This window comes from Quadrisphaera sp. DSM 44207, assembly GCF_900101335.1.
Lineage (GTDB): Bacteria > Actinomycetota > Actinomycetes > Actinomycetales > Quadrisphaeraceae > DSM-44207.
In genome coordinates, this window is sequence record NZ_FNKA01000003.1 from 318,498 (window position 1) to 332,429 (window position 13,932).

General features: G+C 78.1%; 13 protein-coding genes and 1 tRNA gene. 12 read left to right on the forward strand and 2 right to left on the reverse strand.

Going from position 1 to position 13,932, the window contains the following annotated elements:
- Nucleotides 1-36: 36 nt before the first annotated feature.
- A complete protein-coding gene (locus tag BLS82_RS15390) occupies nt 37-663 on the forward strand; it encodes an FtsB family cell division protein (protein WP_143028842.1) in 627 nt (208 codons plus the stop codon).
- Nucleotides 660-1,163: a DUF501 domain-containing protein gene (locus BLS82_RS11815; protein WP_218123856.1), complete on the forward strand. Its 504-nt coding sequence runs from the start codon at nt 660-662 to the stop codon at nt 1,161-1,163. The genes BLS82_RS15390 and BLS82_RS11815 overlap by 4 nt, the downstream gene beginning before the upstream one ends.
- Here the strand turns inward: BLS82_RS11815 and BLS82_RS11820 are convergent.
- Complete coding sequence (locus BLS82_RS11820) at nt 1,124-2,359, reverse strand: sensor histidine kinase (protein WP_176819071.1); 1,236 nt, start codon at nt 2,357-2,359, stop codon at nt 1,124-1,126. The genes BLS82_RS11815 and BLS82_RS11820 overlap by 40 nt on opposite strands.
- Nucleotides 2,360-2,561: 202 nt before the next feature.
- Here BLS82_RS11820 and BLS82_RS11825 point away from each other — a divergent pair, with 202 nt between their 5' ends.
- Genes BLS82_RS11825 through BLS82_RS11840 form a run of 4 tightly spaced genes read left to right on the forward strand, consistent with a single transcriptional unit; the run spans nt 2,562 to nt 7,673 of the window.
- Nucleotides 2,562-2,936: a response regulator transcription factor gene (locus BLS82_RS11825; protein ID WP_092866072.1), complete on the forward strand. Its 375-nt coding sequence runs from the start codon at nt 2,562-2,564 to the stop codon at nt 2,934-2,936.
- Nucleotides 2,933-4,114 (forward strand): HEAT repeat domain-containing protein, encoded by a 1,182-nt coding sequence (locus BLS82_RS11830; RefSeq protein ID WP_092866075.1) that lies wholly within the window; start codon nt 2,933-2,935, stop codon nt 4,112-4,114. The genes BLS82_RS11825 and BLS82_RS11830 overlap by 4 nt, the downstream gene beginning before the upstream one ends.
- Nucleotides 4,111-5,616 carry a glycosyltransferase family 2 protein gene (locus BLS82_RS11835; RefSeq protein ID WP_218123857.1) on the forward strand — a complete coding sequence of 502 codons (1,506 nt, stop codon included), beginning with the start codon at nt 4,111-4,113 and terminating at the stop codon, nt 5,614-5,616. Before BLS82_RS11830 ends, BLS82_RS11835 begins: the two co-directional genes overlap by 4 nt.
- Nucleotides 5,613-7,673: an ATP-binding protein gene (locus BLS82_RS11840; protein WP_092866078.1), complete on the forward strand. Its 2,061-nt coding sequence runs from the start codon at nt 5,613-5,615 to the stop codon at nt 7,671-7,673. The genes BLS82_RS11835 and BLS82_RS11840 overlap by 4 nt, the downstream gene beginning before the upstream one ends.
- Before the next feature lie 19 nt (nt 7,674-7,692).
- On the opposite strand, the gene BLS82_RS11845 is transcribed toward BLS82_RS11840, so the two are convergent.
- Nucleotides 7,693-9,189, reverse strand: a complete 1,497-nt coding sequence (locus BLS82_RS11845; protein ID WP_092866936.1) for a phytoene desaturase family protein — start codon at nt 9,187-9,189, stop codon at nt 7,693-7,695.
- 70 nt (nt 9,190-9,259) lie between these two features.
- Here BLS82_RS11845 and BLS82_RS11850 point away from each other — a divergent pair, with 70 nt between their 5' ends.
- From BLS82_RS11850 to BLS82_RS11875, 6 genes are all read left to right on the forward strand, one after another.
- Nucleotides 9,260-10,219, forward strand: a complete 960-nt coding sequence (locus BLS82_RS11850) for a Ppx/GppA phosphatase family protein (protein WP_176819072.1) — start codon at nt 9,260-9,262, stop codon at nt 10,217-10,219.
- Between the two features lie 10 nt (nt 10,220-10,229).
- Nucleotides 10,230-11,123: a uracil-DNA glycosylase gene (locus tag BLS82_RS11855; RefSeq protein WP_255378298.1), complete on the forward strand. Its 894-nt coding sequence runs from the start codon at nt 10,230-10,232 to the stop codon at nt 11,121-11,123.
- Between the two features lie 9 nt (nt 11,124-11,132).
- Nucleotides 11,133-12,530: an NAD(P)/FAD-dependent oxidoreductase gene (locus BLS82_RS11860; protein WP_092866081.1), complete on the forward strand. Its 1,398-nt coding sequence runs from the start codon at nt 11,133-11,135 to the stop codon at nt 12,528-12,530.
- A gap of 47 nt (nt 12,531-12,577) precedes the next feature.
- A tRNA-Leu gene (locus BLS82_RS11865) sits at nt 12,578-12,651 on the forward strand.
- A gap of 99 nt (nt 12,652-12,750) precedes the next feature.
- Nucleotides 12,751-13,575 (forward strand): Bax inhibitor-1/YccA family protein, encoded by an 825-nt coding sequence (locus BLS82_RS11870; protein ID WP_092866084.1) that lies wholly within the window; start codon nt 12,751-12,753, stop codon nt 13,573-13,575.
- A 56-nt stretch (nt 13,576-13,631) separates the two neighbouring features.
- Nucleotides 13,632-13,910, forward strand: a complete 279-nt coding sequence (locus BLS82_RS11875; RefSeq protein WP_092866087.1) for a hypothetical protein — start codon at nt 13,632-13,634, stop codon at nt 13,908-13,910.
- Nucleotides 13,911-13,932 lie beyond the last annotated feature (22 nt).

The following is a 13,932-nucleotide window of genomic DNA, read 5'->3' on the forward strand; positions in this document are numbered from 1 at the left end:
GGGCCGAACCCCGGCCTGATCCGCCACACTGCTGCCGTGCCCGCCCGCCGCCCACCCGCTCCCCGCCCCGCGCAGAGCGCTGCCGGGCGGGGCGGTGCCGGGCGCGCGGGCGGCGCGGACCGCGCCGAGCCCGCGCGAGAGCCCCGGGCCGCTCGCGCGGCGGGCACAGCGGACTCTGCGGGCGCGGCGGGCGCGGCGGGCGCGGCGCGGGCGGGACGCGCCTGGGAGGGGCTGCAGGCGCGGCTGCCGTGGCTGCGCCGGCTGCGGGGCATGACCGTCGGGGCGGGCCTGGTGCTCGCGAGCGTGCTGTTCGGGCTCGTGTCCGTCGTGCCGCCGCTGCGCAGCTGGGTGGCCCAGCAGGCCGAGCTCGGGGAGCTGCGCGAGGACGTCGCCGCCCGGCAGGTGCGCGTGCAGCAGCTGCAGGCGGAGGTCGACCGCTGGGACGACCCGGCGTACGTCAGCGCCCAGGCCCGCGCGCGCCTGCACTACGTGCTGCCCGGGGAGCGCGCCTACGTGGTGGTCGACCCGCCGACCGGTGCGGTGCCCGAGGACTCCGCGCCGCCGCCGGCGGAGGAGGACGAGTCCTGGCTGCAGGAGCTGTGGCGGGCGGTGCGCGGGGACAGCGGCACCCTGGAGGACGGCGTCCTGGAGGGCGCCCCGTGACGGACGGGCCGGCCGAGGCCGACCTGCGGGCGGTCCAGCGCCAGCTCGGCCGGCCCCCGCGCGGCGTCGCCGGGGTCGCCCACCGCTGCTCGTGCGGCCTGCCGGACGTCGTCCGCACCCGCCCGCGGCTGCCCGACGGCACCCCGTTCCCGACCACCTACTACCTCTCGTGCCCGCGCGCGGCCTCGCTCGTGGGGACGCTGGAGTCCTCGGGCCTGATGCGGCGGATGACCGAGCGGCTCGCCGAGGACCCGGAGCTGGCCGCCGGGCACCGCGCCGCGCACGAGGACTACCTGGCCCGGCGCGCCGCGCTGGGGGAGGAGGTGCCCGAGATCGAGGGCGTCTCCGCGGGCGGCATGCCGGAGCGGGTCAAGTGCCTGCACGTGCTCCTCGCGCACGCCCTGGCCGCCGGGCCCGGCGTGAGCCCCCTGGGCGACGAGGTGCGCGAGGCGCTGGGGGACTACGGCGCCGCCGGCCCCTGCGTGGCCACCGACGGCTGAGCCGCGGCGTCCAGGCTCACCACCACGGGCAGGGCGGAGCCGGGCAGGGTGAAGCGGATCGTCGCGCCGCCCCCCGGCGTCTCCTCCGCCCAGATCCGCCCGCCGTGGCGGTGCACGACGCGCTGGCACGTCGCCAGGCCGATGCCGTGGCCCGCCGCCGCGCCGGGCCCGCCGGCGCGCTCGAACATGCCGAACACCGCCGCCCGGTGCTCCTGGGGGATGCCGCGGCCGTCGTCGGCCACGGCGATCGTCCAGCCGCCGTCGCCCGGCTCGGCCCAGCAGCGCACGCGCGGGGGCCGGTCCGGGCGGCGGAACTTCACCGCGTTGGCCACGAGGTTCTGCAGCAGCTGGCGCAGCTGGACGGCGTCCCCCGCCAGCACGGGCAGGGGTCCGGCCTCCAGGCTCGCGCCGGCCGCCTCCAGGTCCGCGAGCAGGTCCAGGCGCACGAGCTCCAGGACGCCGCCGACGTCCACCGGCGTGCACGCGACCTCCTCCGCGCCGGCCGCGGCGTAGCCGAGGAGGGCGTCGATGAGCGCGGCCATGCGCGCGGCGCCGCCGCGGGCCGTCGCGAGCCAGTCCCGGGCCCGCTGGTCCAGCCGCTCGCCGTAGACCTCCGCGACCAGCTCGACGTAGCCGTCGACGACGGTCAGGGGCGCGCGCAGGTCGTGGCTGGCGACGGCGGCGAAGTGCTCCAGCTCGCCGTTGGAGCGCTCCAGCTCCGCGACGGCGGTGGCGAGGGCGGCGCTGCGCGCGGCCAGCTCGGCGTGGGCGAGCTCCAGCGTGGTGCGCGCCTCCTCCGCCGCGGCCGCGAGGTGGTGGTGGCGCCGCGCCTGGCGGCGGCGCTCGAACAGGCCCACGAGCACGCGGGCGAGGTCCTGCAGCGCCGCGTCGTGCGGCGTCTCGGGCGGCGCGCCGTGGACGCACAGCGCCCCGAGCACGTGGCCCTCGGGGGAGACCAGGGGCGCGGCCGCGCTCACGGGGCCGTCGCCGCCGGCGCGCGCGAGCACGTGCCGGCGTCCCGCGGCCAGCAGCACCACCGCGGCGCCCGCGGCGCCCGTCGCGGCGCGGGCCAGGCGCAGCACCGCGGCGACCTCCGGGTCGGCGGGCGCCGACAGCAGGGCGTACTCGCCCAGCACCTCCCGGCGCCGGGCCTCGGCGTCCTCGCGCGGCGTGCGCGGGCCGGCGGCTGCAGCCACGGCGCCTCCTGGGTGGTCGCTGCGCGGCGCGCTGGCCGCGGGCCCCGCCCGCGCGGGTCCGTTCCCCCCATCGGCCGAACGCGCCCGCTCCTTGACCGCCCCCGCCCGGGCCGGACCGGCCGGGTCCGGGGGTTCAGGAACGGGCCCCGCGTGCCGACCCCTCCGGGGTGACCACCGCCCCGCCGACCGCACAGGAGCGCTCATGACCACCGTGCTGGTCGCCGACGACGACGCCGACATCCGCGAGCTCGTCGCCTTCAAGCTGTCCCAGTCCGGCTACGAGGTCGTGCCCGTGCCCGACGGCGTGGCCGCCCTGGACGCCGTCCGGGACCACCGCCCGGACCTCGTGGTCCTGGACCTGATGATGCCGGGGCTGTCCGGGCTCGACGTGTGCGCCGAGCTGCGCCGCGCGCCCGAGACGGCGTCCCTGCCGGTGATCGTGCTGACGGCGAAGGCGCAGGAGCACGACGTCGCGATCGGGTTCGCCACCGGCGCCGACGACTACGTGGTCAAGCCCTTCAGCCCTCGGGAGCTGGTCAGCCGGGTCCAGGCGGTCCTCGCCCGAGCCGGCTCGTGAGCGCGGCAGCGGCGCTGCTGACGGCGATCGCCTGCCTCGCCGTGCTCGTCGCCGCGCTCGCGGCCGCCATCGCCTCCCGCCGCGCGCTGCGCCGCCGCCGCGCCGCGCGCGACCGGCGCCTCGCCGAGCCGCTGCGCCCGCTGCTGCTCCTGCTCGTCGCCGGGGAGGAGGAGGAGTCGGCCGCCGCCGCGGCGCGCCTGTCCTCCCTCGACCCCGCCGCGTGGCGGGTCGTCGAGCCCGCCGTCGTCGCCCTGCTCGGCAAGGTCCGCGGCGACGCCCAGCGCGACGTCGTCCGCCTGCTGGAGGACCGCGGCGTGCTCGCGGGCGCCCGCCGGGGCCTGGCCTCGGCCAGCGCCGTGCGCCGCGCCGGCGCCGCCCACCTGCTGGGTGCGGCCGGCGACGACCGGGCCGCGCGCCGCCTGGTGCAGCGGCTGTGCGACCGCGACCCGGAGGTGCGCCAGGTCGCCGCCCGCACGCTGGGCCGCACGGGCTCCCCCGAGGTCGCCGTCCCGCTGCTCGCGGCCCTGGCCGAGGGCCGCGTCCCGGCCGCCGTCGTGGCCCAGGCGCTGCTGCGCATCGGCCTGCCGGCCGCCGCCGCGCTCGCGCGCGCGACGAGCTCCCCGGTGCCGGCCGTGCGCACGACCGCCGTCGAGGTCCTCGGCCGCGTCGGCGCGGTCTCGGCGTTCCCGCAGCTGCAGCTGCGCCTGTTCCGCGACCCGCTGCCGGAGGTGCGCGCCCGCGCCGCGACGGCGCTGGGCCGCCTCGGCGCGCCCGCGGCGCTGCACGCCCTCATGGAGGCCGCCTCCCCCGCCGAGCCGCTCGCCGTCCGCCTGGCCGCCACGCGCGCGCTCGGGGAGCTGGGCGACCCCGCGGCCGGGCAGCGCCTGCGCCTGCTCCTGCACGAGCCCGACGCCCGCGTCGCGTCCACCGCGGGCACCGCCCTGCTGGCCCTCGGCGACGAGGGGCGCGCGGTGCTGCTCGACGTCGCCGCCGGCCGCGCGTCGGCCCGCGCCGGCGCCCGCGCCCGGGAGGCGCTGGCCGTGGCGCAGCTGTCCGACCCGGCGCCCGTCCCCGACGCGGCGCCCGCCCCCGACGCGGCGCCCGACCCGGTGCCCGACCCGGTGCTCGACCCGGCGCCCGACCTGGTGCTCGCCCCCGCCCTGGTGGGCGCCTCGTGAGCGACCTCGGAGCGCTCGCGCGCTCGGGACCCCTCGACGAGGCGCTGGCCTGGTTCTTCGCCGTCTCGGCGTGGCCGGTGCTGGTGTACTTCCTGCTGATCAACACCAGCTACCTGGTGCTGGTCGCCCTCGCGGCGCTGGACCACGCCCGGCACCTGCGCCGCGTGCCCTTCGCCGGCTACGACGAGGTGCACGCCTCGCCGCTGACCACGCCGGTGTCGGTGCTCGTGCCCGCCCACGACGAGGAGGCGGGGATCGTGCCGGCGGTGGGCGCGATGCTCGCCCTGCGCTACCCCGTGCACGAGGTCGTCGTCGTCGACGACGGCTCCCGCGACGCCACCTTCGAGCGCCTGGCCGAGGCGTACGGGCTCGTGCAGGTGCCCCGCGAGCTGCCCCAGGACGTCGCGACCCGCGGCCGCGTGCTGTCCGTGCACGTGCCCCGCGACGGGCGCACCCCGCTGGTCGTGGTCCGCAAGGAGAACGGCGGCCGCTCCGACGCCCTCAACGTCGCCGTCAACGCGGCCCGCCACGAGCTGGTCTGCTTCGTCGACGCCGACTCCATCCTCGACCCCGACGCGCTGCTGACCGTCACCAAGCCCTTCGTCGACGACCCCGCCCGCGTCGTGGCCACCGGCGGCGTCGTGCGCGCGGTCAACGGCTGCCGCGTCGTCGCCGGCCGCGTCGTCGAGGTGCGCATGCCGCGGGGCTGGCTGCCGCGCGTCCAGGTCGTGGAGTACCTGCGCGCGTTCCTGCTCGGGCGCACCGGCTGGTCGCGCCTGGGCTCGCTCGTGCTGATCTCCGGCGCCTTCGGGCTCTTCCGCCGCGACGTGGTCGTCGAGGTCGGCGGGCTGGACCCCGACTGCATCGGCGAGGACTTCGAGCTGTGCGTCAAGGTGCACCGGGCGATGCGGGACGCGCGCCGGGACTACCGCGTCGTCTTCGTCGGCGAGCCGGTCTCGTGGACGGAGGTGCCCTCCACCCGCCGCGTGCTGGCCAGCCAGCGCCGCCGCTGGCACCGGGGGCTGTGGGAGGTGCTCTGGCGCCACCGCGACATGGTCGGCAACCCCCGCTACGGGCGGGTCGGCCTCCTCGCGCTGCCGTACTACGTCGTCTTCGAGCTGCTCGCTCCCGTCCTCGAGCTCGTCGGCCTGCTCGTCGTCCCGCTCGGGTGGGCGCTGGGGCTGGTCGACCCGGCGTACGCGCTGCTGTTCGGGCTGGTCGCCTACGGCTACGCCGTCGTCGTCTCGATGACCGCCCTCGCCGTGGAGGAGTTCTCCTTCCACCGCTACGGCCGGTGGCGCGACCTGGGCACCGCCGTGCTCGTCGCCGTCCTCGAGAACCTGGGGTACCGCCAGCTCACCGCGTGGTGGCGCCTGCAGGGGCTGTGGGCGGCGCTGCGCGGGCGCGAGCAGGTGTGGGGCGTGATGACCCGCGTCGGCTTCGCCGACGAGGCGCCCGCGACGCCGGCGCTCGCCGGCCGCGCCGCGGGGGCCGGCCGGTGAGGCGCGCGCGCACGCCCTCGGTCGCGGGCGGGCTGGGGTGGGCGTTCGGCCTGCTCGTCGCCCTCCTCGTCGCCGTCGGCGGCGCCGGCGTGGTCGGCCTGGTGGCGGCGGGGGAGGGCCGCGAGCGGGAGCTGGCCGTGGAGCGGCTGCGCGACGCCAACCAGGACCTGCTGCTGGCGATGACCGGCGCGGAGACCGGCGTGCGCGGCTACCGCCTGGCCCGCGACCGCTCCTTCCTCGAGCCCTTCACCGCCGGGCGCGAGGCCTTCCGGGCCGGCACGCTGGAGGCGCTGGCCCTGGCCGAGCCGGGGCAGCAGCGGCGGCTGGTCGAGGAGCAGCGGGCCGTCGGCCTGCACTGGTTCCGCGTCTACGGCGACCCGGTCTCGGCGATGGCCCCCGGCGAGGTCGAGGTCTCCCACGAGCTGACCCTGCGCAACAGGGACATCTTCGAGCGGCTGCGCGCCACCAACGGCGAGCTGGAGGCGGTGCTGGGCGAGGAGCGCGAGCGCGTCGCGACCCTCGAGGAGCGGCTGCGCCGCGGTGCGGTGGCCGGCACCGTGCTGGCCCTGGCCGTGGCCCTGGGCGTCGCGGCGCTGACCGCCGCCCGCGCGCGGCGCTCGCTCGTGCGGCCCCTGAGCGACCTCGTCGGCGTCCTGGCCAGCATGGCCGCCGGGGAGGAGCGCGCCCGCGCGGACGCCGCCAGCGGGCCCGCCGAGGTGCGCGCCGTCGCCCGCTCCCTCAACGCGCTCGCCGGCGAGAGCGAGCGCCTGCGCCAGGAGCAGGAGGGCGCCGCCCGGCTGGCCCGGCTCGCCGGCGAGATCGGGCGCAGCATCCGCGACCGCATCGACGCCCAGGAGTCCGTCGTCGAGGCCCTCTCCCGCGTCGGCGAGGAGCTGGGGGCCGACCGCGCGTGGCTGCGGCTGCTCGACGGGACCGCCTCCGGCGCCGTCGAGCGGTCCTGGGCGCGCGCGGGGCTGCCGCCCCTGGGTCCGCCGTCCGAGCCCGGCGGCTCCCCGGCGCAGCGGGCCGTGCGCGAGCACTACGCCCGCGGCGACGCCGTCGTCCTCGACGACGTGGCCGGGCACGAGCGCCTCCCGGCCTTCGTCCACGACGCGCTCGTCGCGCGCGCCGGCGCGCGCTCGGCCGTCCTCGTGCCGGTCGGGGCGGGCGAGGAGGCCATGGGCGTCCTCGGCGTCGTCACGTGCGCGGACCGGCGGTGCTGGAGCGAGCGCGAGGTCGCCCTCGTGCGCTCCGTCGCGGCGGACCTCGGGCGCGCGCTGGTGCTCGCCGGGCTCTACCGCCGCCAGCAGGAGCTCGTCGAGCAGCTGCGGGCCCTGGACCGGACCAAGAGCGACTTCCTCTCCGCCGTCTCGCACGAGCTGCGCACCCCGCTGACGAGCATCGCCGGGTACGTCGAGCTCATCCGCGACGGCGAGGCCGGCGAGGTGCCCGAGGACGTCGAGGCCATGCTGGCCGTCGTCGACCGCAACACCCGGCGGCTGCGCACGCTCATCGAGGACCTGCTCGCGCTCTCGCGCATCGAGTCCGGGGCGTTCCGGGTCAGCCGCGCGGACGTCGCGCTCGGCGGTGTCGCGGCCGCCGCCGTCGAGACCCTGCGCCCCGCCGCGGCCGCCGCCGGGCTGGGCGTGGACGTCGAGGGCTGCGAGCAGCACCTCCTCGTCCACGGGGACGCCGGCCAGCTCGAGCAGGCCCTGCGCCACCTGCTGTCGAACGCGGTCAAGTTCACCCCGCCCGGCGGCCGCGTGGCCGTGCGCGCGCGGGCCGAGCAGGGGTGGGCCGTCGTGGAGGTGGCCGACACGGGCATCGGCGTGCCCGAGGCCGAGCAGGCCGGGATGTTCTCCCGCTTCTTCCGGGCCTCCAACGCCACGCGCGCGGCGATCCAGGGCACCGGGCTCGGCCTGACGATCGTGCGCAGCATCGTCGAGCACCACGACGGCGTGCTCGCCGTCACCTCCGCCGAGGGCGCGGGCACGACCGTGGCGGTGCGCCTGCCGCTGGCACCCGCGCCCGCGCCCGCGCCCGCCCTGGTCGGGTGAGGGAGCGGGGAGGGACCGGTCAGGCGGCGGCCCGGCTGGCGGGCGCGCGCACGAGCTCCAGCGGGTCGGTGCGCACGCCGAAGCGCTGCCGCAGGGCCCGCGCGGCGGCGTACACGCCGTTCATGCCCTGCACCGACGGGCCCGGCGGCGTCGACGCCGAGCACAGGTAGACCCCGTCGACCGGGGTGCGGTACGGGTCCCACGCCGGCACCGGGCGGGCCACCAGCTGCCAGGGGGTGACCGCGCCGCCGGCGATGTCCCCGCCGACGTAGCTCTCGTCGTACTCGCCCTGCCGCTGCGCGGTCATGACGTTGCGGGCGAGCACGACGTCCCGGAAGCCGGGGGCGAAGCGCTCGATCTGCGCCGTGACGGCGTCCCCCATGTCGCGCGTGGAGCCGTGCGGCACGTGCGCGTAGGACCACAGGGTGGCGGCGCCGGCCGGGGCGCGGGAGTCGTCGACGACGTCGGGCTGCACGGCGATGACGTACGGCAGCTCGGGGTGGCGGCCGGCCTCCACCTCCCGCTCGGTGGCCAGCATCTCCGCGCGGGTGCCGCCCAGGTGCACGGTGGTCGCGCGCTCCATGCCCGGCGTCGCCCACGGCACGGGGCCGGAGAGGGCGAAGTCGACCTTGCAGGCCGCGTTGCCGTAGCGGAAGGCGCGCAGCCAGTGCGCGTACAGGCGCGGCAGCTGGTCGCCGGCGATGCGCAGCAGCCCCGCCGGCGCGACGTCGAGCAGGGTCGCGCGCGCCCGCGGCAGCTCGGCGAGGGAGTCGACCCGGTGCCCGGTGACGACGCGCCCGCCGCGCCGCTCGATCTCGGCGACCATCGCGTCGGCGATGCGCTGGCTGCCCCCGCGCACCAGCGGCCACCCGCCCGCGTGCGCCATGGCCGCCAGGTACAGGCCCGCCCCGGCGGGCATGAGGCGGCGCGAGGGCTGGATCGAGTGCGTCGAGACGCCCGTGAGCATCGCGGGGGCGACGTCGGTGTCGAAGCGCGCGTTCCACGCCCGGGTGCCCTGCTCGAGCGCGCGCAGCCCCATCCGCGCGCCGGTGAGCACCGTGCGCGGGCGCAGGCCGGGGAAGGTGCGCAGGTCCGACTGCGCGAGGGTGACGACGTCCTCCCAGTGCTCGACCAGCGGGCCGAGCAGGCGGCGCCAGGCAGGACCGTCGGCGCCCAGGGAGTCGGCCGTGGCGTCGAGGCTGCGGTGCGCGAGCCCGCCGCGGCCGCCGTCGAGCGGGTGGCCGTAGGCCACCTCCGGGTGCAGCCACTCCACCCCGTGCGCCGCGAGGTCGAAGGCCCGGAAGAAGGGGGAGACCACGCCGGCCGGGTGCACCGAGGAGCAGACGTCGTGCCAGAAGCCCGGCGCCACGACCTCGGACGTGCGCGTGCCGCCGCCCGGGACGTCGTGCGCCTCGTGGACCTCCACGCTCAGCCCCGCCCCCGCGAGCACGACCGCTGCTGCGAGCCCGTTGGGGCCCGAGCCGACGACGACGGCGTCCACCTCGGTGCTGGCCACGGCCGCGACGCTACCGGCGGGCCCCGACACCGGCGCGCCGGTGACCGCCGGGCCCCGGCACGATGGGGGCGTGGCGAGCGCGCGCGTGGCGGCGGTGGACTGCGGCACCAACTCGATCCGGCTGCTGGTCGCCGACGTCGACGCGGCCACGGGCGCCGTGACCGACCTGGACCGCCGGATGGAGGTCGTGCGCCTCGGCGAGGGCGTGGACCGCACCGGGGCCCTGGCCCCGCAGGCGCTGGAGCGCACCCTGGCCGCCACCCGGCGCTACGCCGAGGTCGTGCGCGCCCGGGGGGCGCAGCGGGTGCGGTTCGTGGCGACGTCCGCCAGCCGCGACGCCTCCAACGCGCACCTGCTCGTCGCCGGGGTGCGCGAGGCGCTGGGCGTGGACCCCGAGGTGGTCTCCGGCGACGAGGAGGCCGCGCTGTCCTTCCGCGGCGCCACGGGCGGGCTGAGCAGGGGGCACCCGGCGCCGCACCTGGTCGTCGACCTCGGCGGCGGCTCCACCGAGCTCGTCCTCGGCGACGGCGCGGCCGGCCGGGTCGAGGCGGCCCGCTCGGTCGACGTCGGCTGCGTGCGCCTGACCGAGCGGCACCTGCACGACGACCCGCCGGCCGCCGCCCAGGTGGCGGCCGCGCGGGCGGACGCGCGCGCGGCGCTGGACCTCGCGGCCGCGGCCGTGCCGCTGGCCCGCACCCGCACCCTGATCGGGGTGGCGGGCACGGTCACCACGATCACCGCGCACGCGCTGCGGCTGCCCGGCTACGACGCCGCGGCGATCCACGGCGCGGCGGTGCCGGTCGACGCCGTGCTCGCCGCGTGCGCGGACCTCCTCGCGATGCCGCGGGCGGCGCGCGCGGCCCTGCCGTTCATGCACCCCGGGCGCGTCGACGTGATCGGCGCCGGGGCGCTGCTGTGGGGGGAGGTCGTCGCCCGGGTGGCCGCGGAGTCGGGCGTGCGCGAGGTCGTCGCCAGCGAGCACGACGTCCTCGACGGCATCGCGCTCGCCCTCGCCCGCGCGGGCGGGTGAGCATGGGCGGGTGAGCCCGGCCCCCGACCCCGCGCCGCTGCCGCACCCGCTGACCGGTCAGCCCTTCGCCTCGCCCGTCCCGCCCGGCGCCGGCTGGCCGGAGGACCCCTCCTCCCCGCGCACCCCGCGGGCCCGCACGCCGGACGACGTCGCCCGCCTCGCGGCGTCCGCGCGCACCCTCGACGTCCTCGACGCGCGGGTCGCGGTGTGCCGGGCCTGCCCGCGCCTGGTGGCCTGGCGCGAGGAGGTGGCCACCACCAAGCGCCGCACCTACGCCGACCAGCCGTACTGGGGCCGCCCGGTGCCGGGCTGGGGCGACCCGCGCGGCGGGGTGCTCGTCGTCGGCCTGGCGCCGGCGGCGCACGGGGGCAACCGCACCGGCCGCATCTTCACGGGCGACCGCTCGGGGGACTGGGTCTTCGGCGCCCTGCACCGCGCCGGGCTCGCGGTGCGGGCCGAGGCCGTCGCCGCGGGGGACGGGCAGGCGGTGGCCGGCGTGCGCATCGCCGCACCCGTGCGCTGCGCGCCGCCGGACAACCTGCCCGCCCCCGCCGAGCGCGACACCTGCGCCCCGTGGCTGGACCGGGAGGTGCAGCTCGTGCGCCCCGCGGTGCTCCTCGCGCTCGGCGGCTTCGCGTGGGAGCAGTCCCTGGCGTGCGCCGCCCGGCTCGGCTGGGCGGCGCCCCGCCCGCGCCCGCGCTTCGCCCACGGCGCCCAGGCCTCCCTGGACCGGCCCGGCGGCCCGCCGCTGCACGTGGTGGCCAGCTACCACGTCAGCCAGCAGAACACCTTCACCGGGCGCCTGACCGAGCCGATGCTCGACGCCGTGGTGCGGCGGGCGGTGGAGCTGGCGCGGCGCGCCGATCCGCGCCCCGGGGGTGGCGCGGGGACCGCGCATCAATAGGCTCACGCCATGACCGCCACGACGTCCCAGGAGACCGCGCCCTCCGGGGCGAACGGCCGTCAGCGCATCCTCGTCCTCGGGGGTGGCTACGTCGGCCTCTACACCGCGAGGGGCCTGCGCAACGGCCTCCGGAACGACGAGGCGCACGTCACGATCGTCGACCCGCGCCCGTACATGACGTACCAGCCGTTCCTGCCCGAGGTGGCCGCGGGCTCCATCGAGCCGCGCCACGTCGTGGTCTCCCACCGGCGCAACCTCAAGGGCGTCGAGGTCATCACCGGCGCGGTCACCGGGCTGCGCCACGCCGAGCGCACCGCCACGGTCAAGCCGCAGCAGGGCGACGAGATCGAGGTTCGCTACGACCAGGTCGTGGTCGCCCTCGGCTCGGTCTCGCGCGTGCTGCCCATCCCGGGCCTGGCCGAGCAGGCGATCGGGTTCAAGACGGTCGAGGAGGCGACGGCGCTGCGCAACCACGTCCTCGAGCGCCTGGACGTCGCGGCGGCGCTGCCGCAGGGCCCCTCCCGGGTGCGGGCGCTGACCTTCGTCTTCGTCGGCGGCGGCTACGCCGGCATCGAGGCGCTGGCCGAGCTCGAGGACCTCGCGCGCGACGCCGTCGCGCAGTACCCGGAGATCGAGCAGTCCGAGGTGCGCTTCGTCCTCGTCGAGGCCCTGAACCGGATCCTGCCCGAGGTGGGCGAGCAGATGGGGCGCTGGACGCTCACGCAGCTGCGCGCCCGCGGCATCGACTGCCGCCTGGAGACCTTCCTGAAGTCCTGCGAGGACGGGCACGTCGTCCTCTCCGACGGCGCCGAGTTCGACACCGACACGATCGTGTGGACGGCGGGCGTGAAGTCGAACCCGGTGCTCGCCGACACCGACCTGCCGCTGGACAAGATGGGCCGCCTGCGCGTGCGCGCCGACCTGCGCGTGGCCGGGAACGACGGCGTCGTCGAGGGCGCCTGGGGCGCCGGCGACGCGTGCGCGGTACCCGACCTGACCAAGGAGCCGGGCAACTTCTGCGCCCCCAACGCGCAGCACGCGGTGCGCGAGTCGAAGCAGATGGCGAAGAACATCATCGCCGTCCTGCACGGGGAGCCCACCGTCGACTACTCGCACAAGTACCTCGGCTCCGTGGCCTCCCTGGGCCTGGGCAAGGGCGTGGCCACGGTCTACGGCCTGAAGGTCAAGGGCTGGCCGGCGTGGCTGATGCACCGCGCCTACCACGGCTCGCAGATCCCGACGTTCAACCGCAAGTTCCGGGTGCTGCTCGACTGGGCCGGCTCGGCGGTCTTCCGGCGCGACACCGTGGCCCTCGGCCGCCTGGAGCGCCCGCGCGAGGAGTTCGTGGCCTCCGCCGCCAAGCCGCCGACGCCGCGCCCGGCCGGGCAGTCCGCCCCCGGGTCCTGACCGGGACCCGCGCCGCCGCGACCCGGTGGGCCGCGGCGGCGCGGCGGGCCCCCGTAGCCCAACAGGCAGAGGCAGGCGCCTTAAAAGCGCCTCAGTGCGGGTTCGAACCCCGCCGGGGGCACGCGGGCGGGCCCGGGAATGCGCAGCTTTACCCAGGCATTACTCTTGGACGAGCGCCCGGTACGTCGCCGTCGCGCCTGGTCCGTTCGGAAGGACGTCCATGCAGAGCAACAACCCGGTCCTGAGCCGGGCCCCGCAGTTCACCGGCGGCGGCTACGCCGGCTTCGACGAGCGCGGGGCCTCCCGCGGCCCGGCCACGGGCTACGGGCCGTCCTACAGCCCCTCGCCGCAGCCCTCGCTCGAGGACATGTACGCCGCGCCGTCGGCGACCCCGGTGCAGACGGGGCGGATGACCTACGACGACGTCGTGGTCCGCACCGGCCTGACGCTGGCGGTCGTGCTCGCCGGCGCCGCGGTCGGCTGGTTCGGCGACCCGCTCCTGTGGATCGTCGGCGGCGTCGCCGGCCTGGTGCTGGGCCTGGTCAACGCCTTCAAGCGCGAGCCCTCGCCCGTGCTGATCATGGCCTATGCGGCGGCGCAGGGCCTCTTCCTCGGCGGCATCAGCTCCCTCTACGAGGCGCGGTTCAACGGCATCGTCTTCCAGGCGGTCGTCGCCACCTTCGCCACCTTCGGCGTGATGCTCGCCCTGTACCGCTCCGGCCGCATCCGCGCCACGGCGCGCTTCCAGAAGATCCTGTCCGGCGCGATCATGGGCTACGCGATCTTCTGCCTGATCAACCTGGGCATCCTCCTGTTCACGGGCGCCGGCATCCGCGGCGGCTTCTTCGGCCTCGTCATCGGCGCGATCGGCGCGGTGCTCGCGGCGCTGTCCTTCGTGCTCGACTTCGAGTTCGTCCAGCAGGGCGTGCGCAACGGCATCCCGCAGCGCTACGCCTGGACGGCGGCCTTCGGCCTCGTCGTCACCCTGATCTGGCTCTACATCGAGCTCCTGCGGATCCTGTCGATCCTCCGCAGCGAGGACTGACGATCCCCGCGGGGCCAGTCGCACCGACCGGGCGGGTCGAGCTCGAGCTGGGCCGGGTGCTCACCCGGCTCAGCGGGCTCGGCCCCGCCCGGTCGGCGCGTCCGGGCCCGGACGGCCTCGCGCCGGTCGACCGGGTCCGCCCGCTGCTGCAGCACCTGGCCGACGCGGCGGCCGACGCCGAGGGGCGCGCGCGCCGTCCGGTGCCCGTGCTGGGCGCCCACGCGGTCGGTGACCAGCTCGCCGTCCTGGCCCGCGACCTCCTCGCCACCGACCCGCCACCCGGGGCGCTCGCCGACCTCGCCGACCGGCTGGTCGCCCTGCGCCGCGCCCTGTGAGGCGCGCTCCTCGGCGCCGCAC

Excerpts from the sequence above, each read along its gene's own strand:
- BLS82_RS11870 (WP_092866084.1), top strand. The coding sequence starts at position 12,751 with ATGCAGAGCAACAACCCGGTCCTGAGCCGGGCCCCGCAGTTCACCGGC.
- BLS82_RS11860 (WP_092866081.1), top strand. The coding sequence starts at position 11,133 with ATGACCGCCACGACGTCCCAGGAGACCGCGCCCTCCGGGGCGAACGGC.
- BLS82_RS11825 (WP_092866072.1), top strand. The coding sequence starts at position 2,562 with ATGACCACCGTGCTGGTCGCCGACGACGACGCCGACATCCGCGAGCTC.